Raw genomic sequence first — 20,368 nt, forward strand, 5'->3', positions numbered from 1 at the left:
TTTTAAAGTAAGGAGCAAAAATGCCCCTTACAATTATTTATTCATCAATGCTGTTAAAAAGGTTAAAAAAGTGTATGTGCCTGCTTTTACGGTAGGCTGTGCCTGATGGTCCCTTGTTGGGTCCAGGCAAACGATATCCATGGCAGCTGTTTTGGAAGATAGCCCTGCAGTATAGACGGCTTCAAATAGTTCGTCTGTCCTCATCCCTCCTGGGGTAGAGGCTGGAACGCCCGGAGCAAATCCGATATCAAGAACATCCATGTCGATTGTCACATAAATGATGTCTGCCTTTTTCTCCAGCTGCTTGAGAGCTTCTTCAACCGTTTCAGTTATTCCGCGTTTTCTGGCTTCTTTCAATGTAATGCAGTTAACGTTGTGTTCACGGGCATATTGGATGAGTGATTGGCCATTAAAAAAGCCGTGAAGACCAATGTTGTAAACATTTTCACCTTTTATTACGCCGTTCTGAATCAAATTGCGAATGGGTGTTCCATTTGTTGGCCCGTGGTCATCGAGGCTGCGCAAATCCAGATGAGTATCAAACTGGAGAATCCCAATCTCTTTATCCGGCTCCAGTTCCTTCAAGCCGCTTACAAGCATGGCGGTGATGGAATGGTCCCCTCCGATGGCGATAGGAAAGGAGTTTGGGAGATGCTTTTTGACATCTTTAATCGTTTGTTTGATATTTGCATGACTTTGCGGAATATCGGTAAAATGCATTTTCACATCGCCAAGGTCCGCAACATTCAGATGCTGAAGATCACATTCAAAATCAAGATTATAAGTGGAAAAACCTTTCCAGGATCTCCGGAATGCTTCAGGGAATTCTGAAGCACCTGAGACACTGATGGATGATCTGGAAAGCGGGACGCCGAACAGGACGGCATCCCAGTTTGATTTTCCTATTTCCTTGATGTCCTGGATTTGATGAATCCATTCATGCACTTTTACATCCATCCCTAGTTCAGTTCGGGGCCAGAAGAAACCCGGAAGAGTCAGCGTTGATAGCATAAACTCCCTCCTTTGACAACGATATCCCCATTTTTAATGACTGTGTCTGTATGATTCATGCCGTAATGATATTGCATTTGCATATAGTTCGGTACATTAAGAAGCAGGAGGTCAGCCTTTTTGCCCTCTTCTATGCTCCCGATTTCTTTTGCGCGATTGATTGCATGAGCAGCATTAATTGTAGCAGCAGAAATGGCTTCTGCAGGAGTCAATCCCATATGCATGCAAGCAAGATTCATCATGAATGGCATGGAGCATGTTGGCGAAGATCCTGGGTTGCAGTCTGTTGAGAGAGCTACAGGGACTCCTTTATCAATCATTTTTCGGCCCCTTGCTGCTTCAGCCATTAGAAAGAATGCGGTTCCCGGAAGGAGAACACCGATTACGCCCTTCTCAGCCATCATCTCCATCCCTTTTTCTGAAGCTCTTAATAAATGGTCAGCTGAAATAGCGCCAACTTCAGCGGCAAGTTCAGCACCTTCATAAGGTTCAATTTCATCAGCATGGATCTTTGGTGTTAAGCCAAGCTTCTTCCCGGCTTCCAAAAGCTTTCTGGACTGTTCGGGAGTGAATACACCTCTTTCGCAGAAAATATCATTGAATTCGGCCAGTTTTTCTTCTGCTACTTTAGGGAGCATTTCACTGATGACCAAATCAATGAAATCATCCGGATTTTCTTTGTATTCCGCAGGAACGGCATGTGCGCCCATGAAGGTTCTGACAACGTCCACCGGGTGAAGCTCATCCGCTTTTTGGGCTGCCGCAAGCTGTTTCCGCTCTGTTTCCCAATCCAGGCCATAGCCGCTTTTTGCTTCTACAGTCGTGACTCCGTGCTTAAGAAAGCGATCGAGACGGACCAGGCTCTCTTGAACCAACTCTTCTTCAGACGCTTTCCTGGTCTTCGACGTGGTGGCGTGAATTCCGCCGCCATTATTCATAATTTCCATATATGTGGCACCGTTGAGGCGCATATTGAATTCCTCTTCCCGGCTTCCTGCATAAACAAGGTGTGTATGCGGGTCTACTAGTCCCGGAAGCAGAATTTTACCTGAAGCGTCAATGATTTCAGCTTCATCCAGTCTGTTCTGATATTGGCTTTCGAGCTCTGCTGTTTTCCCTGCCGCTTTTATTACGCCGTCTTCTGACCATATGGCTCCATCTTCTATAATATGGAGCTCGCTCATTTTTTCTTTTGTAAGCGGCTGCTGTGAGCTTCCTTTAAGGGTAATCATTTGATTTGCATGCTTTATAAAAATAGGTTTTGAGTGCATTTTTTTGCTCCTCCTTAAAAAATGGAAGCTCCAATCTTTGGCGGGCCACTGATTGGAGATCTTCCTTTCTTGAAAAAAAGTGTTTAGCAGAGTAAGAAAATAGTTTATTAGACAGTTTCATCCATTTATTTGCTAAATTTACTAATTTATTCGCTAGTTTTATTGATTTGTTTGCTAATTTCTCTTTTTCTTCGCTAAGTTCACAATTCTGGTAAATAATGAATCTTCTATTCCATCATCGGAATGTTTACGCCTTTATCCTTAGCGGTTTTGATTGCCAGGTCATAGCCGGCATCAACATGGCGGACAATCCCCATTCCAGGATCGGTTGTCAAAACACGCTCCAGCCGCTGTTCTGCTTCCTTCGTGCCGTCTGCTACAATAACCATGCCGGCATGAAGGGAATAACCCATACCTACTCCGCCACCGTGGTGGACGGATACCCAGCTTGCTCCGCCAACTGCATTGATAAGGGCGTTCAGGATCGGCCAGTCTGCAACTGCGTCACTTCCATCCTTCATGCCTTCTGTTTCACGGTTTGGCGATGCAACAGAACCAGAATCCAAATGGTCACGTCCGATGACGATCGGTGCCTTCAGTTCTCCTCTAGCAACCATGTCATTAATGATTTTTCCGAATTTTGCACGTTCTCCATAGCCTAGCCAGCAAATTCTGGAAGGCAGCCCCTGGAATTGAATTTTCTCCTGTGCCATCTTGATCCATTTGCAGAGATGCTCATTGTCTGCAAATTCGCGCAGGATGACTTCGTCTGTTTTATAAATATCTTCCGGATCTCCAGATAACGCTACCCAGCGGAAGGGCCCCTTGCCTTCACAGAATAACGGACGGATGTAAGCTGGAACGAATCCAGGGAAGTCAAAAGCATTCTCCACACCCTCATCTTTTGCCACCTGGCGGATGTTATTTCCGTAATCAAACGTGATGGCACCCTTCTTCTGCATGTCTAGCATAGCCTGGACATGGACAGCCATGCTGGCTTTGGATTTCTGTACATATTCAGCCGCATTATTCTTTCTCAAAGCGGCAGCCCCTTCCAGTGAGCAGCCTGCCGGTACATAGCCATTTAAAGGATCGTGTGCAGAAGTCTGGTCTGTCAGAACATCCGGAATAAAGTTCATTTCCAGCATTTTTGGAAGAATTTCAGCGGCATTCCCTAACAGGCCGATAGAAAGCGGTCGGCCTTCATGCTTTGCTTCTTCCGCAAGTTTAATAGCTTCTTCAATTGTATGAACCTTCGTATCCAAATATTTTGTTTCCAGGCGGCGGTCAATGCGGTGTTCATCAACATCAATTGCGATGCAGACACCGTCATTCATCGTTACTGCAAGCGGCTGTGCTCCGCCCATTCCTCCGAGGCCTGCGGTTAACGTTATCGTTTGCTTTAACGAGCCGGAAAAGTGCTGTCTGCCTAACTCTGCAAACGTTTCATAGGTTCCCTGTACAATTCCCTGGCTACCAATGTAAATCCAGCTGCCTGCTGTCATTTGGCCATACATCATAAGCCCCTTTTTATCAAGCTCATGGAATGTGTCCCAGTTCGCCCACGCAGGAACAAGATTTGAGTTGGCGATCAATACCTTAGGTGCATCCTTATGTGACTTGAAAACAGCAACCGGTTTTCCCGATTGGACAAGCAATGTTTCATCATCTTCAAGTTCATGCAAAGTTTTTACAATTGCATCATAGCAATCCCAATTTCGGGCGGCCTTACCAATGCCGCCGTATACGACCAGGTCCTCAGGTATTTCTGCAACTTCTTTATTTAAATTATTCATTAACATGCGTAAAGCAGCTTCTTGGATCCAGCCTTTTGCATGCAGTTCACTGCCATGGTAATTTTTAATCTCTCTTTTAGTATCCGCTTTCATATTGATCCCTCCAATATTATCTATAATTCAATCTTAGATGGAAAACTGTCTGAAAAGTATAATAATAACATTTGTTTTTTTATATTTTATTAAGGTTATTTACTGATATTTAGTATTTTTTTATAAAAATATTAGTGTTTTTATATTTTTATAAAAAAAGCTGTGTTGAGGCTTATTGTTGATTTTAGCACCCTGTTGATTGGAGCGGAAGGTACTAATCCCGCGAAAATGCTATCGCATTTTCTTCGTGCGGTGTTCATTCGAGGAAGCTTATTCAATGTCCTGCGGGAAAAGCGTGTCAGCGGGAGACCCCGCAGGTGCAAATGCACCGAGGAGCGTCGGACCGCCCGCGGAAAGCGAGTGCCTCGTGCTGAAATCAGCAGGCAAATTTAACAGAGCTAATAAAAAAAGCCCCTTTTATATAGAGGCTTTCTGCATGTTTTTTCTAAATTGATTTGGAGGCATTCCTTTAATCTTGTTAAAAACTTTATTGAAATATTGCTGATTGCTGAAGCCGCAAATAGCTGCGATTTCCTTTATGCTCATTTCCGATTCAAGGAGAAGTTTGGCGGATTGGCGGATTCTCGTCTCATTTAAGAGCTCGCGAAATGATTTGCCGCACTTTTTTGCAAGGATGGTGCTAATATAGTTTGCATTGCGATCAGCATATTCTGCAGCCCTTTCAAGGCTGACAGCCGGGTCCCAGTAATTTGTTTCAATAAAAAATACAATTCTGTCGGCAAGATCCAGCTTAAGCTTCTTATCAGAGCGTATGGTTTCGAATATAAAAGAAATAAAATGAATCATTTCTTTAATAATGCGGTAGATCAAGGGTGAGTAGAGGATTGTTTGAAATAAACGCAGATACTCTTTTTCGGTATCGCCGCTGGAGAGTCTGAATGTTTTCATATGTCTGCGAATCTGTGCCAGTATGCTGGTCAGTCTGATTCTGATTAGACCAGGATCAGGATAGGGCTCGGCCAAGACTAGGAACTCTTTATGAAACCAGGATTTTATTCCTTCCAGATCGGATTGGTTCAGGAAATCAATCCAGGTACTCTGTTCCTCAGGAGAAAGAAAGGGATCGATTGAATGCCATTTTGGCAGCGAATTTCCTTCAATCACCTGGTTAAAGCCTGTGTAAAATGTTAATTCCATAAGTTTTTGATTTGCCAGATAATTACTTCTGATTGTACTGTTATCCTCTTCACCAGCAAATATACTGATGGCGATTTGAACACTTGATTTTTCCTGCCAATCTCTCATTAATCGGATGCATTCTTCTTTCCATGCGAAGTCTGCTAGTTCAGCAACAAGGAGTACCATATCACTTAAAATAAAAGAGCGGACTGCTTTTTGGAAAGGATAGTCATTTAGAAAAGAATAAAGGTTTGGCAGTTCATTAGGGTCCTCAGTCTTAATGCCCAGGGTAATAAAGGGTTTTGCAGGACAAAATCCTTCTAAAAATAAGTCCTGGTATCGGAAGTCCTTTTCATTCATGCCGGGTTTCTGTTCTGAATATCGCCCATTAAGCTGGGCAAGTCTTTGAACTTTCCTGGCTGATTTAAGCAGGGCATCAGCAGAAATTGGCTTTAAAATTAAATCTGCAACACCCATATCTATTGCTCTCTTCGCCTGTGAAAAGGTGGCTTCCATTGTAATGGCAATCAGGTCAGGTCGAATAATTTGTATCGTTTTTATAAATGAGCTATAGCTGATTTCATTGATTAAATCTAATTCGAAAACCAGCAGATCGGGCTGGAAGGATTCAAGCTTGTTGATCATTTCCGATTCATCTTCCGCCGATTCCACCTGCCACGCAGGCATGGATGATTTCAAAAGCCACACGATGCCTTTCGTATCATACTCATCCCGATTGGCTACAAGTACCTTGTACATGCTGCCACATCCTTTTTTAACTCTATTATGAAATAATTTTTTAGGGCATGTAAAGAAATAATCAGAAAAATCATAGAAAAGTAGACAAGTTCCTAGACCCTAGATGCATATCTATATATGGACAAACATTTAGGAAGGAGTTTAGCCATGCAGTTTCTTGTTTTGAAGAAGCGGAGCATCATTGCATTTTTAATTATTTTTATCGTAATTGCTTCAGCGTCGGTCTGGTTTTATACCCAATCAGAAAGCTTGGCAGTTTTTAACCAGGCGAAAAATGAGACAGTCCGCGAGATTCATATGGTTACAGGGGAGTTTAAATCCAAGCTGCCGGACGGAAAAGAAATTGAAGCCTATCGTTGGGATCCGGGTACCATTTTTCTGAAAAAAGATGAGAAAGTAAATCTTAAGATTCTTGGAGTCAATGGAGCCGAGCATCCCTATATCATCGAGGGAACCGATATGAAGGGGGTTGTGAAAAAAGGCGAGGAAACAGTTGTCCCGCTTCAATTTGACAAAGAGGGCGTTTACAGATTAATTTGCCTTACACACCCGGATAAAGAAAATAATGGGCCAATGATCGCTTATATAGTCGTTGACTAAGGGCAGAAAAAAGCACCGGTTTTTTCTCCGGTGCTTTTTCTTATCGTCCAATAAACATTTGAGTCCAGTAATGGCCATAGTATCCGCCCTGTGCATACCCAACGCCAATTTCAGTGAAGTTGGCAGAGAGAATATTTTTGCGGTGGCCTTCGCTATTCATCCAAGCCGTAACAACCTCTTGAGGTGTTTTTTGTCCTGCAGCAATGTTTTCTCCTGCAGTTCTGTAAGTAATGCCAAAGCTCTTCATCATATCAAAAGGGCTTCCGTAAGTAGGAGAGTTATGATCGAAATATCTTTTATTAATCATATCCTGGGATTTGTATCTAGCCACTCTAGCAAGTTCCCAATTTGATTTTAGCGGCTTTAATCCATATTTCGCCCTTTCCTGGTTAACAAGCTGAACAACCTGTTCTTCAACACTGACAGTAGCTTTAGATATAGTAGGTATATTCACCTTCTGGCCAGGATAAATGAAGTTCGGATTAGAAATCTGCTGATTGGCATTAATGATTTCAGGTACTCCCACCTGATATTTCAGGGCGATTTTCCACATTGTGTCCCCTGATTGCACGGTATGTACGATTGATGCTTTAGCATTGTAATTAAATCCAAAGGCTAGTGCGACAGACAACATTAGAGTGATTAACCGTTTTGATAGTGTTTTCATATTTTATATTTAATCAGAATCTATTAATCAATTAAACCGGTAATTGTTGCCGCTGATTGAAGGATTTTCAAAATTCCCTCTCTTGGACCCCTCCTCCCTTTTATCCACTTAAAAATAGATCACCATTCAAATACATTTTGCCGGGTTTTTCACCATTTACAGGTCAGAATAAAAGCAGCCACTTACTCCCGCTTTTATAACAGTTAGGTAAAGTTTGCCGCTTTGAGATAGTAAGATTAAATTTCATGGAATTTTCAGCCAACACCTGACACTAACGGCCAAACTGTTAGGTTTACAGGCCGAAATAGAAAATTTGCGGTTTCCCGACTCCTAAAAGCTTACAGAAAAGATTTTTGCCGGCCGATTATGTTAATTTACCGGCCAATTTAGGTAAAATATCGTCCGAACATTGTAGTTACTGGCCAAATGTCAATTGAAAATATAATACAGATCGCCCCAGTTAATGTTTGAATTACCCGTTAAAGTCTATATTCACAATAAATCCACAAAGTATGTGATTCATTTCACATTCCATCTGTTATAGTAAATGTATAGTTAAGTTGTAATAACTGTAATAAAAATTGTAAATAGCGAAATTTGAGGTGATTTTTCTATGGAAAGATGGAGTGGCTTTAAAAAAGGCAAATGGACAAGGGAAATAAATGTCAGGGACTTTATTTTGAAGAATTTCACACCTTATATGGGTGATGATGCATTTTTGGAAGGACCAACAGAAGCTACAGCTTTATTGTGGGATCAGGTGATGGCTCTGACTAAAAAAGAACGGCAAAATGGCGGAGTGCTGGATATGGATACCGAAATCGTATCTACTATTACTTCCCACGGCCCAGGTTATCTTGATCGGCAAAAAGAAAAAATAGTCGGCTTTCAGACTGACCGCCCTTTCAAGCGCTCCCTTCAGCCATTTGGAGGATTCCGTATGGCGGCAGCAGCTTGTGAGGCATATGGCTATGAAGCAAGCAAAGAAATGGAAAAGATCTTTACCGAATACCGCAAAACCCATAACCAAGGAGTATTTGATGCCTATACCGATGAGATGAAACTTGCCCGCAAAGCCGGCATCATCACCGGCCTTCCTGATGCCTATGGCCGCGGACGGATTATTGGGGATTACCGCCGGGTTGCACTTTATGGTGTTGATCGCTTGATACAAGCCAAAAAGGAGGATTTGCAAACCACCAGCCGTGTTATGACAGAAGAAAACATCCGGCTGAGGGAAGAAATTTCAGAACAAATCAAGGCGCTGCGGGAACTAAAGCAGCTGGCTGAGAGCTATGGTTTTGATATTTCCGAGCCTGCCGGAAATGCATCAGAAGCGTTCCAATGGCTCTACTTTGGCTATCTTGCAGCCATAAAAGAACAAAACGGGGCAGCTATGAGTCTTGGCCGTATTTCCACTTTCCTGGATATTTTCATAGAAAGAGATATTCAAAACGGAGTACTCACAGAACAGGAAGCCCAGGAGCTTGTGGACCATTTCGTAATGAAGCTCCGTCTTGTAAAATTCGCAAGAACACCTGACTATAATGAACTATTCAGCGGAGATCCTACCTGGGTTACAGAATCAATTGGCGGCATGGCTGTCGATGGCCGATCTCTAGTAACAAAAAGCTCATTCCGCTTCCTTCATACATTAAGGAATTTGGGACCTGCACCTGAGCCGAATTTAACGGTTCTATGGTCTAATAAACTGCCTGAAAACTTTAAAAAGTATTGCGCCAGAATGTCTATAGAAACGAGCTCTATCCAATATGAAAACGACGACATTATGCGCCCTGAATACGGTGATGATTATGGAATTGCCTGCTGTGTATCTGCCATGGAAATAGGAAAACAAATGCAATTTTTCGGGGCAAGGGCAAACCTGGCAAAAGCCCTTTTGTACAGCATCAATGGCGGAAAGGATGAAAAACTGACTATCCAGGTAGGTCCTGAATATTCACCGATCACATCAGAGCTTCTGGATTATGAAGAAGTAATGGCTAAGTTCGACCTTATGATGGATTGGCTGGCAGACCTCTATATTAATGCGCTGAATATCATACACTTTATGCATGACAAATACAGCTATGAGCGTATTGAAATGGCTCTCCATGATTCTGAAATACTGAGGACAATGGCCACAGGAATTGCAGGGCTTAGTGTGGCTGCAGATTCATTAAGTGCCATCAAATACGCTGCTGTAAAGGCAATTCGGGATGAAAACGGATTGGCTGTTGATTTTGTTACAGAAGGAGACTTTCCGAAATTCGGCAATAATGATGATCGTGTTGACAGCATTGCAGTAGATCTTGTTAAGCGGTTTATGAAAAAACTGCGAAAGCATCAAACATACCGAAATTCCAAGCATACGATGTCCATATTGACGATAACATCCAATGTCGTGTATGGCAAAAAAACAGGCCATACACCAGATGGCCGCCGTGCCGGCGAACCTTTTGCTCCAGGAGCAAATCCAATGCATGGCAGGGACACAAAAGGCACACTTGCTTCCCTTTCTTCCGTGGCAAAACTGCCTTACGAATATGCGCTTGATGGCATAAGCAACACCTTTTCTATTGTTCCTAAAGCACTTGGAAAAGATGATGAAAGCCGTATCCGCAATCTTGTTTCCATTCTTGACGGATATGCCATTAAGTCAGGCCATCACCTTAATGTAAATGTATTTAATAGAGAAACGCTGCTTGACGCCATGGAGCATCCGGAAGAATATCCGCAATTAACGATCAGGGTTTCAGGGTACGCAGTAAACTTTATTAAACTGACTCGGGAGCAGCAGCTCGATGTGATAAATCGAACATTCCATGAAACAATGTAGTAGTGATAATTGCAGGCCTTCTTCTTTGAAATATTTTTTGAGCCAGGGTATTGCGAAGGTGCACCCTGCTGAGTGAAAGGGAGATCTTCATGAACGGTTACATTCATTCAATTGAGACATTTGGAACAGTGGATGGGCCAGGCATTAGATATGTTGTTTTTACGCAGGGGTGCCTGCTTCGCTGCCAATTTTGCCATAATGCTGATACATGGGAAATTGGTACCGGAAAACAGATGCCTGTTTCAGAAATCATAGATGATCTTCAATCCTGCCTCCCATTTATAGAGGCATCAGGAGGCGGAATCACTGTGAGCGGAGGTGAGCCTTTATTGCAAATCTCTTTCTTAATTGAGCTTTTCAAAGAGTGTAAAAAGCTAGGCATTCATACAGCCATTGATACTTCTGGAGGCTGCTATTCCAGCTCCTCTCTTTTTCAAAGCCAGCTTAAAGAGCTGATGGCCTATACTGATTTGGTGCTGCTGGATTTGAAGCATATGGATAAAGAGAAACACAAGAAACTCACTGGCCTTACAAATGAACATATACTGCAATTTGCCAAGTACCTTTCGGATTGCCATGTTCCAGTGTGGATTCGCATGTACTGGTCCCCGACATTTCCGATGATGAAAAAGATCTTGAAAGGCTGGGGCAATTTATAAAAGGTCTGGAAAACGTCGAGAAGATTGAGGTTCTTCCCTACCACAAACTCGGAGTATATAAATGGGAAGCGCTCGGCATGGAGTATCCATTAAAAGATATTGAGCCGCCGAGTGAAGAAAAAGCAGACTGGGCTTACCAGCTCCTTTCCGGGCAATAATAAAAAGAAAGGAAAATCCCACTTTAGGATTTTCCTTTTGTATTCATTAATATTTATTTCCACCAGTCATCGTGCATGGATGCAGGAAGCTGACGCTTATGTTCGGAGAAAATGTAACGCTTTTCTATTTTTTCAGCTGCTTCAGCACTAACTACTTTTCCTTCCAGATAATCATCCAATTCATCATAGGATATACCTAATTCCGTTTCATCTGCTTGTCCAGGTTTCTGGTCGAGCAAATCCGCAGTAGGCACCTTTAAATATAGTCTCTCTTCTGCACCGAGCTCTTTGAGAAGCGCTTTCCCCTGTCTTTTTGTCAGTCCGGCAAGCGGAAGGACATCAGCGCCTCCGTCACCATACTTCGTGAAAAATCCTGTAACTGCTTCAGCAGCATGGTCGGTGCCAATGACAAGCATCCCATTTTGGCCGCCAATGGCGTATTGTGCAATCATTCTCATGCGCGCTTTCACATTTCCTTTATGATAATCCTTTAGAGGATCTTCCGGCATGATGCGGTCATATTCATTTTTCATTTCATCAACGGCATTTTTAATATTGAATACAACTTCCCGGTCCGCCTGGATAAACGAAAGGGCCAGCTGGGCATCCTCTTCATCTCTTTGCACCCCATATGGCAAGCGGACTGCGATGAATGCTGCTTCCCTTCCTTCGTTTTTCAGTTCTTCAACTGCCAGCTGGGCAAGGCGTCCTGCCAAAGTAGAATCCTGGCCTCCGCTGATTCCAAGGACATATCCTTTTGAATTGGTTTTCACGAGATAATTTTTTAGAAATTCCACTCTTTTTTTGATTTCTTCTTTTGGATCAATTTCTGGATTTACATTTAGAGCTTTCATAATTTCTTCTTGCAATTTCATTGTATTGGTTCCTCCCTCTCTTACTGCATGCTGCTTTTTACTTTTTCTTTAACTTGATGGATGAGATTCATTTTATTATCCCAGCACTCCTGGCTTAAATCGACTGGGTATTCCTCAGGATTTAATGAGCGGCGGTATTCATCCCATAGAACCTGCAGGTTTTCTTTCGCAAAATTTTGTATTTCTTTTAATGATGGAACCTGATAAACAAGCTGTCCTTCTTTAAAAATCTCTTTATGAAGTTCCCTTGCCTCGAAGTTTGTAACAAATTTGCTTACAAATGTATGGACGGGATGAAACATTTTAAGTTTTTCTTCCTGCTGTGGATTCTCATGTTCCAGCGCAATATAGTCACCTTCTGATTTATGATTATCTCTATTGATAATACGATATACCCTCTTTAGGCCAGGAGTTGTGACTTTTTCTGGGTTACCGCTAATTTTAATGGTATCTGTCATTTTACCCTTTTCATCTTCAATTGAAACGAGTTTATAAACAGCGCCGAGTGCTGCCTGCTCATAAGCCGTAATTAATTTTGTCCCCACACCCCAAATATCAATTTTGGCATCCTGGGCTTTCAGATTTATAATAGTATATTCATCAAGATCATTGGAAGCGATTATTTTAGCATCAGGAAAACCTGCTTCATCAAGCATTCTTCGCGCTTCTTTTGACAAATAGGCCAGGTCGCCGCTATCAAGCCTTATGCCTTTGAAATTAATCTTATCCCCTAATTCTTTGGCTACTTTGATTGCATTGGGAACTCCTGATTTTAACGTATCATACGTATCTACAAGGAAAACGCAATCGATGTGGGTTTGTGCATATTTCATAAAAGCTGTGTATTCATCCCGGTAAGCTTGAACAAATGAATGGGCATGGGTCCCTGCCACAGGTATCCCAAACTTTTTGCCTGCTCTCACGTTTGAAGTTGCATCGAAGCCGCCAATGTAAGCTGCTCTCGTTCCCCAGATGGCTGCATCCATTTCATGAGCTCTTCTTGAACCAAATTCCATGGCAGTTCCATTACCTATTACCTCTTTAATACGTGTCGCTTTTGTAGCTATTAATGTTTGGTAGTTAATGATATTTAATAATGCTGTTTCAACAATTTGAGCTTCTGCCAATGGCGCTTCCACTCTCATGATCGGTTCATTGCCAAATACGAGCTCGCCCTCTTCCATTGATTTAATCGTGCCTGTAAACCTCATGTTCTTTAAAAAATCAAGAAATTCATCTTTATAATGAAGCTCATTTTTTAAATACTTAAGATCACTTTCGGTAAAGCGGAAATTTTGAATATATTCGATTACTCTTTCAAGGCCGGCAAATATCCCATATCCATTGCCAAACGGCAGTTTTCTGAAAAATACCTCAAAAACAGCTTTTTTATTATGTATGTTATCTTCCCAATAGGTTTGGGCCATATTGATTTGATATAAATCAGTATGCAATGCTAAGCTGTCATCAGCAAATTCATTGCGCATATTCCTACCTCCTGTGTAAAATTTGTCTGTTAAATGATCTTGGCGTTCATGGAGCTTTTGAAATGTTCCAAGGCCCATCGATGACCCATTTCATTAAAGCTTGCAGTCGCTTTTTCGTATACAGCAATTTTGAATCCCTTGTTATAGGCATCTACAGCTGTATGCAAAACACAAATATCTGTGCAGACTCCAGCCAGGTGGACTTCCTGAATGCCGCGCTCCCTTAATTTCAATTCGAGATCTGTTCCTGCAAAAGCACTATACCTGGTTTTATCCATCCAAAAAACATTTTCCTTATCAGCATTTAACTTATAGAGACTATTCAGCTTCCCATATAACTCTCTTCCTTCTGTCCCTTTAATGTTATGGGGCGGATAAAGTTCTGTTTCCGGGTGATAATGATCATTTGGAAAATGCAGGTCAATGGCAAACACAGTGAATGCCCCTTCTTCAATAAACTTTTGGGTAATTGCCGTTATTTCGTTTTCGATATCAATTGCAGGCTGACCGCATGGTAAAGCTCCAGTGACAAAGTCATTCGTATAATCAATATTCAAAAGTGCTTTTGTCATTTAATATCCCCCATTTGCCCATTATCATCTCGTTCTGAAGAAAATTTTGGCTATTACTTAAATACTAAGTGAATAATAGCCAAATAATCAAATTATACATATCGTCTGCATAATCATTTTTGAATTTACCCTTTTAAAGAGAAATTAGATATTAGTTAATGTACATATTTCAAGAGAAATAGTAAGGAAGAATTGGCATTATCCCCTGTTCAGAATGGTTTGACAAGAATTTAATATAATAATATAGTTGTATTATTGTTAACTTTTTATATTTATAAGTTTACATAAAGAAAGGGGTTATCTAATGACAAAGGAACAGCTGAAATTGAGATCGATGATTGTAACAGCCCTATTTGCAGCCGTTATCGGAGTGATGGCGCAAATTACCATACCGCTCCCTTATGTGCCCATTACCGGGCAGACCCTAGCAATTGGACTGGCAGCAACAATTCTTGGTGCCCGTTATGGGACAATGTCCGTTCTTTTGTATTTAATCATTGGGGCAACAGGAGTTCCGGTATTTGCTGAGTTTTCTGGAGGTTTAGGAAAATTAGTTGGACCAACAGGCGGTTATTTGATCGGGTTTATCCCGGCTGCCTTCATAATCGGCTGGTATATGGAAAAAACTTCTTTTTCCTTTAAAAATGCGATGATTGCAAATACGATTGGCATGCTTGTAACTTTGGCATTTGGAACAGCTTGGCTAAAAATAGCAGCCGATTTAACTTGGATGGCAGCAATTGCAGGAGGAGCAACCCCTTTCATCGTGGTTGGTTTAATAAAAGCGGCCCTTGCTTCATGGGTAGGCATTATTGTGAGAGGAAGACTTCAGTCTGCGAATCTTCTGCTCCCTGCAAAAGAGGAAATAAATGAGACAGCTTGATCTGATGAAAGAGCCGAACTTGAGTGGATCGGCTCTTTTTTCTGTTTATTTATGGATCGGCTCTTATTAAAACCAGATGATGCAATTTTATTGGCAGTGTATTTTTTATGATAATTTCGGTAAATAGCTTCTTCTGGTAATGAATAAGGATGATAAAACTGCCACCTTGTGGAAAATGGCAGTTAATCAGGAGGGTTAACGCCGTAAGGGCTGTCCCCTAAAGGAATCAGGAGGATGAACCCCGAAAAGTCTCCCACCTTAAGGAAAACGGTAGTTATCTAGTCATTACATTCAAAGAAAAGTATAAAATTAATCAATGCAAGACCACCTTCCTATCATACCCGCTTGCCCTCATGTTTCAAATCCATCATAAACTGTCCTTTCACCCCATTCCTCCTGTCAGCATAGTATGTCATGAACTGACAAGGAGGGCTGTGAAATATGGACAGACGGGGACTTTTGCCTTTTATCGTGACAGCATTTTTTGCTGTAATGATTTCGCTGTTTACTTTCTCCCTGATTGATTCAAAGAATGCTGATCCAAACACTCACCAGAAATCAAATGGCCGTGATTCTAACAGTGATATCACAAATACTGTTGAAAACAATATTAAAGGCGATAAAGCGAATGTCAATAATTCCATTGATAATGATCTAAATAATGGAGACAACAGCCAAATTGAAAATAATGTCTCAAATGATATTGAAGTAAATGTTGATGTGAATGTAACGAATAAAATAAAGAATAAAGCTGATCGACAGGACTCAAGCTCAGAGAAAAATAAAAACGGGAATGATAGCAGCAATAAAAATGGCAATAAGGATAGCAGCCAGGGTGAAGAGGATGGCCAAACAGATGGGAATGAAGCCGCTTGGGGTGTCGACTCTGCAAGTCTCACCACAAGCGGCTTGCTTTCCTGTGTCCGTGATAACTTTGGGACCCCTGAAATCTGGGGACGCTATTTGGGTGATAAAGAAGGCATTTCTGCTGGTATTACACCTGAAGAAGCAGAATTGCTCCGTTCCAATGATATAAAAATCCTTGTAATCTGGAATCGATTTAATATTGCAGCAGGCCTTGAAAATGGACAGAATGAAGCCAGAGCAGCCATTCAGCTTGCTCAGGAATTAAACATCCCGGAGGGTGTTGCCATTTTTGCCGATATCGAGCCTAACTATCCCGTTGATTCTGCTTTTATAGAAGGCTGGTATCAGACAATGGAAGAATCACCTTATCGCCCAGGCATATATGGAATTTTTGAACCCGAGCGTGCCCTTACCCAAGCTTTTGAACAAGCGGCTGATGGCAATGCTGCCCTTCTTGAAAACACATATGTATGGACTGCAGCACCAAACGTTGGCATTACAACTGAAGAACAGGCGCCTGACTATAAACCGCAAGCTCCTGGAAATGCCCTGATTGCAGGGTGGCAGTATGGGATAGATGCTCAGGCATGCAATATTGATACAAATTTATTTAATGATGAAATAATGGATGTTTTATGGTAATAGAACATTCATATGACAGAAAAAGAGCCCTTGAAGGCTCTTTTCCATTTTAATATTTAGGCTGTGTTAAAGATTATTGTTGATTTTAGCACCCTGTTGATTGGAACGGAGGGGTACTAATCCCGAGAAAATGCATCCGCATTTTCTTACGACTCGTTGTGCATTCGGGGAAGCTTATTCAAAGTCCTGCGGGAGAAACGTGTCAGCGGGAGACCCCGCAGGTGCGAATGCACCGAGGAGCGTCGGACCGCCCGCGGAAAGCGAGTACCTCGTGCTGAAATCAACAGGAAAATTTAACAGAGCCAATATTTAAAAGCACAATGTGGATTAGAATCGTAACAAGCGTCCACGCTGAAAAATTAAAAAAATCTAAATTTTAAATGCATTTCTTGGGTCTCTATTATTCCAGATCTGGTTCATCACAAAAGGTGTACCGATAAATACAGGAACAATATAATAGCTCAGCCGGTAGAACATAAGGATTAAAAGGCCCAATTCTGTGGGAACTCCTTGTGATTCAAGCCCAATTAAAAAAACGAAGTCAAATGATCCAATTCCCCCGGGAATCATACTGGCAATACCCGCACACGATGAGATGACTACAATAGGAAAAAGAACAAAGAATGGGATTGAAACTTCAAGTGCTTTTGCAATACCCCATATACAAATAATAATGAAAAGCCACTCCAATAATGAAACGATCAGCAGCTCCCCTGCATATCCTTTTTTCATATATTTAAGATTCCAGAAAGATGTTTTGAAAAAGTAAAAGCCCAGCAGCAAAGGTGCATAGGACGCAATTCCCCAAACGGCCATTTTGATAAGCTTGACGTCTTCATATAAATGCATATCTGAAAAAATGATCATCCAGGAAAGCAATGATAAGCCTGTCAGATAGAATAGCGAAAGCTTGGCAATTATTTTTATATAAGGAGTACCGCCGGATAAGTAGTTTTTATAAAAGTAGGATCTAAGGGTCGCACCAGCAACGCCTCCAAACCCGATAAAGTTAGAAAAAGCATTTGCTGATAAGGAATAAAATAAAAGCTTTTTTTTTGGGACATTTATTCTGAAAAGCCGCTGCAGAATTTCATCATAGAAATACATAGGAAAAAGGGCAATTAGCCCAAGTATAATTATGAAAACAATTCTTTGAACTGATAGGCGGTCTAAATAAAGCTGAATCAATGCCCAACTAAAATCATTGAACATGCCTTTTGCCTCATAGCTAATAAAAAGCAATATGAATATCGGTACCAGGAATTTGGCCAACGATAGGACTGTTTTTTGTTTTGGAAAAGACAAGTTATCCCACCATTCATTAAATCAGTATAAAGTATGTTGTTTAAAGCTTCCTGATAGAGTGTACCATATTGCAGCATAAAATACACATACACTTCTCTATCATTATATTCCTGGGTTAGTACCTTAGAATGGACAATCTTTATCTAATTAGCAATAGCAGCATAAAATTGGTCTGCCGTTGTGGATGTATGTGAGAGAAAAATGTCTTTGCATAACAAGTAGCGATATTGGAATCCTAAGGATGAAAAATTAAAAATAGGGGTGACTATCTGTGATAAAACCTAAAGCGGTTCTAACTGGAGCTCTTGCAGCAATTGTTCTTGGCGGTTGTGCCATGAATGATGCTGATATGAACGAAACAGCTCAGAGAAACAGGGATTTGAGCCAGCCAACAAAAGCTAACGACAGCAATTATGGGGAAAACGGCCGTACAACTGAACCAGGGATAGACCTTACCCGTACCCGCACGGAGAATAATGCAAGAAACGAAACTCCAAGAATGAGGGTTGCTGATAAAGCTGCCGAAAAAATAACAGCCATTCCAGAAGTGGAAACAGCGAACGTGATGGTGACTGACAATAACGCATATGTGGCAGCGCGAATGAATAATGGGAATGGGAAATTAACAAGAAATATGGAAAGAAAAATTGCCGACCAGGTAAGGTCAGTTGATCAGGATATTGATAACGTATACGTATCCGTTGACCCGGATTTTTATGACCGAATGACGGGATATACGGAAGATATTCGCGGAGGAGAGCCTATTGAAGGATTCTTTGAAGAATTCAATGAAACGGTACGCAGAATTTTTCCGACACAAAGATAATCAGTCAATTTAAAAAGAAAACGGCCCATTATTGGCCGTTTTCTTCTTGCTTTTAAGCATCTTCGAAGTAGTCCTTATAAAATCCGCTTACTTTTCCAGAATTGTCTACAATAAAGTAGAATTCTTCTGTTTCATTTTTAACATCATAAACCTTGCCTGCTGTAAGCGCCCTGTCTACAATGTATTTCGCTGCATCTGTATGCACACATTTTACTTTTTTCACTGTATCACGATTTTGCCATGTTAAATGAATCAAAATTGCCACTCCTTCTTCTTATGCCTAACCCGCTTTAGCTAAGTTATTAATTATTATAAAGAATGCGAGCTATTTTCTGCAACATGATTCTCTTTGATCAATGGAGTAACCTTCATTATTTTCCGGACTCTTTTAATTCTGTCCATGTCAAATGTATATACTTCCCCAGTTAAAATGTTTTTAAAGGTAACATAGCTTATTTCACAAATATGATCAATTCGTACAAACTCCAATTGTTCATAATGTTCATTTTCATATTCCACTTCATATAAGCCATTATCCGCAATTATATTCATTTGATGACCTTCTTTCTTAGATGATGGCAATGTATATTTACCACCGGCTTAGCCTGGTTCAAACATCAAATGAAAAAATATCACTAAATTTTTTCGCAACCACCCAGATAGATGGTTTCTAGCTTTCTCATTGTAAAAAAGCGCCGGCATTACAATATAGACTAAAGGATGAACGTTTGCTCATCCTTTAGTCTTAGGTTATTGCGCATCCAAGTTTATTTTGACGCCGAGTTTTTCCAGCTGTTCCTCGAGTTTTTTATAATATTCGTCGCTGACTCTTCCCCGTGCCCCCCGAAGAATCTCTAAGGCATAATGATTGGGCGGAGGCAATTCCCCTTTTTTATTATATACATGGAAAGTTAACACATCTTGATAGAACTCTTTCCCAACTTGTACATTTACAAATGCTGGCCGATACCACTGTCCATAAAAGCCTTCCCGCTGAAACAGATATTCAACAGCTTCATATGGCAGCTCATAAAGGATGCCCTCAGTAACTCCTCCATCCTCTATAATATCCGCTCTTCCTCCATCATCCCTGGAAAATAAGTATTGCATCGAGTAGCCTTTCAGTACGCCTCCGCCAACAACGGACTTAAAATGCTGGTCAACATTGGCTAACCGAAACCGTTCATCATCCATACAAGATCCGTAAGCAAAGTAATGCGTTTTTTCCGGTTTATCTTTCATTAATCGGTATAGCTTCCAGTCTCCGTGCAAAATCGGTTCTGCCAATAGATCATCCCTGTTTGATACATACACAAGTGCCATTACTTCTCCTGTATCGGTGTGAACAGTTTGTTCCACTCTGTCATATAAATTATCTTTCCTGCCGGGAATATAAACCTCCAGTTCATCCAGGCCGGCGAAATGGTCAAGATGAACTTCATAGAGTTCACCATAAACTTTTTGATCGAGTGATGCCTTCATAGTTGGATAACCGAGCCCTGTATCATATAGCTCCCCGTAGACCCATGCCTGTTCTGCAATGCAGGGACTTCCTTTTAAAACAAAATGGTTCGATTCATTTTTTCTTAATGTCCCGTACACAAATAGCTTCTTCGCTGTCATTGATCATGCCCCTTTTATCTATTTAATCATAATGAATTTATCTACTATACTACCATTTTCAGAAGATTCTTTCCAAAGAATAAGACGGAGAAGATTCTCCGTCCATTCTTTAAGAGCATTGGCACATTTCGAGTTTCCTTAGGAGAGGAAGCTTGCAGATCCATTTGTTTTGGCGATGCTTTTGCAAAAGATCAGGATGCCATATTAAATTCAATTCTTTTTCTTTTAATTTATTTTGTGTTTCCATTACATAAATTTCATCGTACATTTTTAATTCTCCCTTCTTCTTATCTTT

At 41.1% G+C, this 20,368-nt stretch carries 18 protein-coding genes and 1 pseudogene; 6 read left to right on the forward strand and 13 right to left on the reverse strand.

The window, feature by feature from the left end; genetic code table 11:
• Positions 1–33 precede the first annotated feature (33 nt).
• The 4 genes from L634_RS0114310 to L634_RS0114330 form a co-directional block, all read right to left on the reverse strand.
• On the reverse strand, positions 34–1,011 hold the full coding sequence (locus tag L634_RS0114310; protein WP_026583040.1) for an agmatinase family protein: 978 nt from the start codon (positions 1,009–1,011) through the stop codon (positions 34–36).
• Positions 996–2,282: an imidazolonepropionase gene (gene hutI, locus L634_RS0114315; RefSeq protein WP_026583041.1), complete on the reverse strand. Its 1,287-nt coding sequence runs from the start codon at positions 2,280–2,282 to the stop codon at positions 996–998. The genes L634_RS0114310 and hutI overlap by 16 nt, the downstream gene beginning before the upstream one ends.
• Positions 2,283–2,509: 227 nt before the next feature.
• A complete protein-coding gene (hutU, locus tag L634_RS0114320) occupies positions 2,510–4,171 on the reverse strand; it encodes a urocanate hydratase (protein ID WP_026583042.1) in 1,662 nt (553 codons plus the stop codon).
• A 417-nt stretch (positions 4,172–4,588) separates the two neighbouring features.
• Positions 4,589–6,070, reverse strand: a complete 1,482-nt coding sequence (locus L634_RS0114330; protein ID WP_026583043.1) for an AraC family transcriptional regulator — start codon at positions 6,068–6,070, stop codon at positions 4,589–4,591.
• Between the two features lie 147 nt (positions 6,071–6,217).
• Between L634_RS0114330 and L634_RS0114335 the strand changes: the two genes are divergently transcribed.
• Complete coding sequence (locus L634_RS0114335; protein ID WP_026583044.1) at positions 6,218–6,670, forward strand: hypothetical protein; 453 nt, start codon at positions 6,218–6,220, stop codon at positions 6,668–6,670.
• Between the two features lie 40 nt (positions 6,671–6,710).
• Here L634_RS0114335 and safA read toward each other — a convergent pair whose 3' ends face one another.
• Positions 6,711–7,337, reverse strand: a complete 627-nt coding sequence (gene safA, locus L634_RS0114340) for a SafA/ExsA family spore coat assembly protein (RefSeq protein WP_084028909.1) — start codon at positions 7,335–7,337, stop codon at positions 6,711–6,713.
• 613 nt (positions 7,338–7,950) lie between these two features.
• Between safA and pflB the strand changes: the two genes are divergently transcribed.
• Together pflB and pflA are read left to right on the forward strand one after the other, a co-directional pair.
• Positions 7,951–10,176 (forward strand): formate C-acetyltransferase, encoded by a 2,226-nt coding sequence (gene pflB / locus L634_RS0114345; RefSeq protein ID WP_026583046.1) that lies wholly within the window; start codon positions 7,951–7,953, stop codon positions 10,174–10,176.
• An 89-nt stretch (positions 10,177–10,265) separates the two neighbouring features.
• Positions 10,266–10,993 (forward strand): annotated as a pseudogene (gene pflA, locus L634_RS31170) (pyruvate formate-lyase-activating protein).
• 53 nt (positions 10,994–11,046) lie between these two features.
• On the opposite strand, the gene nadE reads toward pflA, so the two are convergent.
• Genes nadE through L634_RS0114365 form a run of 3 tightly spaced genes read right to left on the reverse strand, consistent with a single transcriptional unit; the run spans position 11,047 to position 13,927 of the window.
• Entirely contained in the window at positions 11,047–11,868 is an 822-nt protein-coding gene (gene nadE, locus L634_RS0114355; RefSeq protein ID WP_026583047.1) for an ammonia-dependent NAD(+) synthetase, read from the reverse strand.
• Between the two features lie 20 nt (positions 11,869–11,888).
• Positions 11,889–13,355 carry a nicotinate phosphoribosyltransferase gene (locus tag L634_RS0114360; protein ID WP_026583048.1) on the reverse strand — a complete coding sequence of 489 codons (1,467 nt, stop codon included), beginning with the start codon at positions 13,353–13,355 and terminating at the stop codon, positions 11,889–11,891.
• Between the two features lie 29 nt (positions 13,356–13,384).
• Positions 13,385–13,927: a cysteine hydrolase family protein gene (locus tag L634_RS0114365; RefSeq protein ID WP_026583049.1), complete on the reverse strand. Its 543-nt coding sequence runs from the start codon at positions 13,925–13,927 to the stop codon at positions 13,385–13,387.
• Between the two features lie 304 nt (positions 13,928–14,231).
• Here L634_RS0114365 and L634_RS0114370 point away from each other — a divergent pair, with 304 nt between their 5' ends.
• A complete protein-coding gene (locus L634_RS0114370) occupies positions 14,232–14,810 on the forward strand; it encodes a biotin transporter BioY (RefSeq protein ID WP_026583050.1) in 579 nt (192 codons plus the stop codon).
• A gap of 441 nt (positions 14,811–15,251) precedes the next feature.
• A complete protein-coding gene (locus tag L634_RS0114380) occupies positions 15,252–16,319 on the forward strand; it encodes a glycoside hydrolase domain-containing protein (protein ID WP_026583051.1) in 1,068 nt (355 codons plus the stop codon).
• A 369-nt stretch (positions 16,320–16,688) separates the two neighbouring features.
• On the opposite strand, the gene L634_RS0114385 is transcribed toward L634_RS0114380, so the two are convergent.
• Entirely contained in the window at positions 16,689–17,624 is a 936-nt protein-coding gene (locus tag L634_RS0114385) for a lysylphosphatidylglycerol synthase domain-containing protein (protein ID WP_026583052.1), read from the reverse strand.
• Between the two features lie 271 nt (positions 17,625–17,895).
• Between L634_RS0114385 and L634_RS0114390 the strand changes: the two genes are divergently transcribed.
• Positions 17,896–18,450, forward strand: coding sequence for a YhcN/YlaJ family sporulation lipoprotein (locus L634_RS0114390; protein ID WP_026583053.1), 555 nt, complete (start codon positions 17,896–17,898; stop codon positions 18,448–18,450).
• A gap of 52 nt (positions 18,451–18,502) precedes the next feature.
• On the opposite strand, the gene L634_RS0114395 is transcribed toward L634_RS0114390, so the two are convergent.
• The 4 genes from L634_RS0114395 to L634_RS33430 all read right to left on the reverse strand — a co-directional run bounded on the left by L634_RS0114395 (position 18,503) and on the right by L634_RS33430 (position 20,341).
• Positions 18,503–18,706 (reverse strand): DUF6501 family protein, encoded by a 204-nt coding sequence (locus tag L634_RS0114395; protein ID WP_026583054.1) that lies wholly within the window; start codon positions 18,704–18,706, stop codon positions 18,503–18,505.
• Positions 18,707–18,759: 53 nt separating this feature from the next.
• Entirely contained in the window at positions 18,760–19,002 is a 243-nt protein-coding gene (locus tag L634_RS0114400; RefSeq protein WP_026583055.1) for a hypothetical protein, read from the reverse strand.
• Between the two features lie 198 nt (positions 19,003–19,200).
• A complete protein-coding gene (locus L634_RS0114405; RefSeq protein ID WP_026583056.1) occupies positions 19,201–20,073 on the reverse strand; it encodes a gamma-glutamylcyclotransferase in 873 nt (290 codons plus the stop codon).
• A gap of 109 nt (positions 20,074–20,182) precedes the next feature.
• A complete protein-coding gene (locus tag L634_RS33430; protein ID WP_157452406.1) occupies positions 20,183–20,341 on the reverse strand; it encodes a hypothetical protein in 159 nt (52 codons plus the stop codon).
• Positions 20,342–20,368 lie beyond the last annotated feature (27 nt).

This window comes from Bacillus sp. J33 (assembly GCF_000518885.1).
Classification (GTDB): domain Bacteria; phylum Bacillota; class Bacilli; order Bacillales; family Cytobacillaceae; genus Cytobacillus.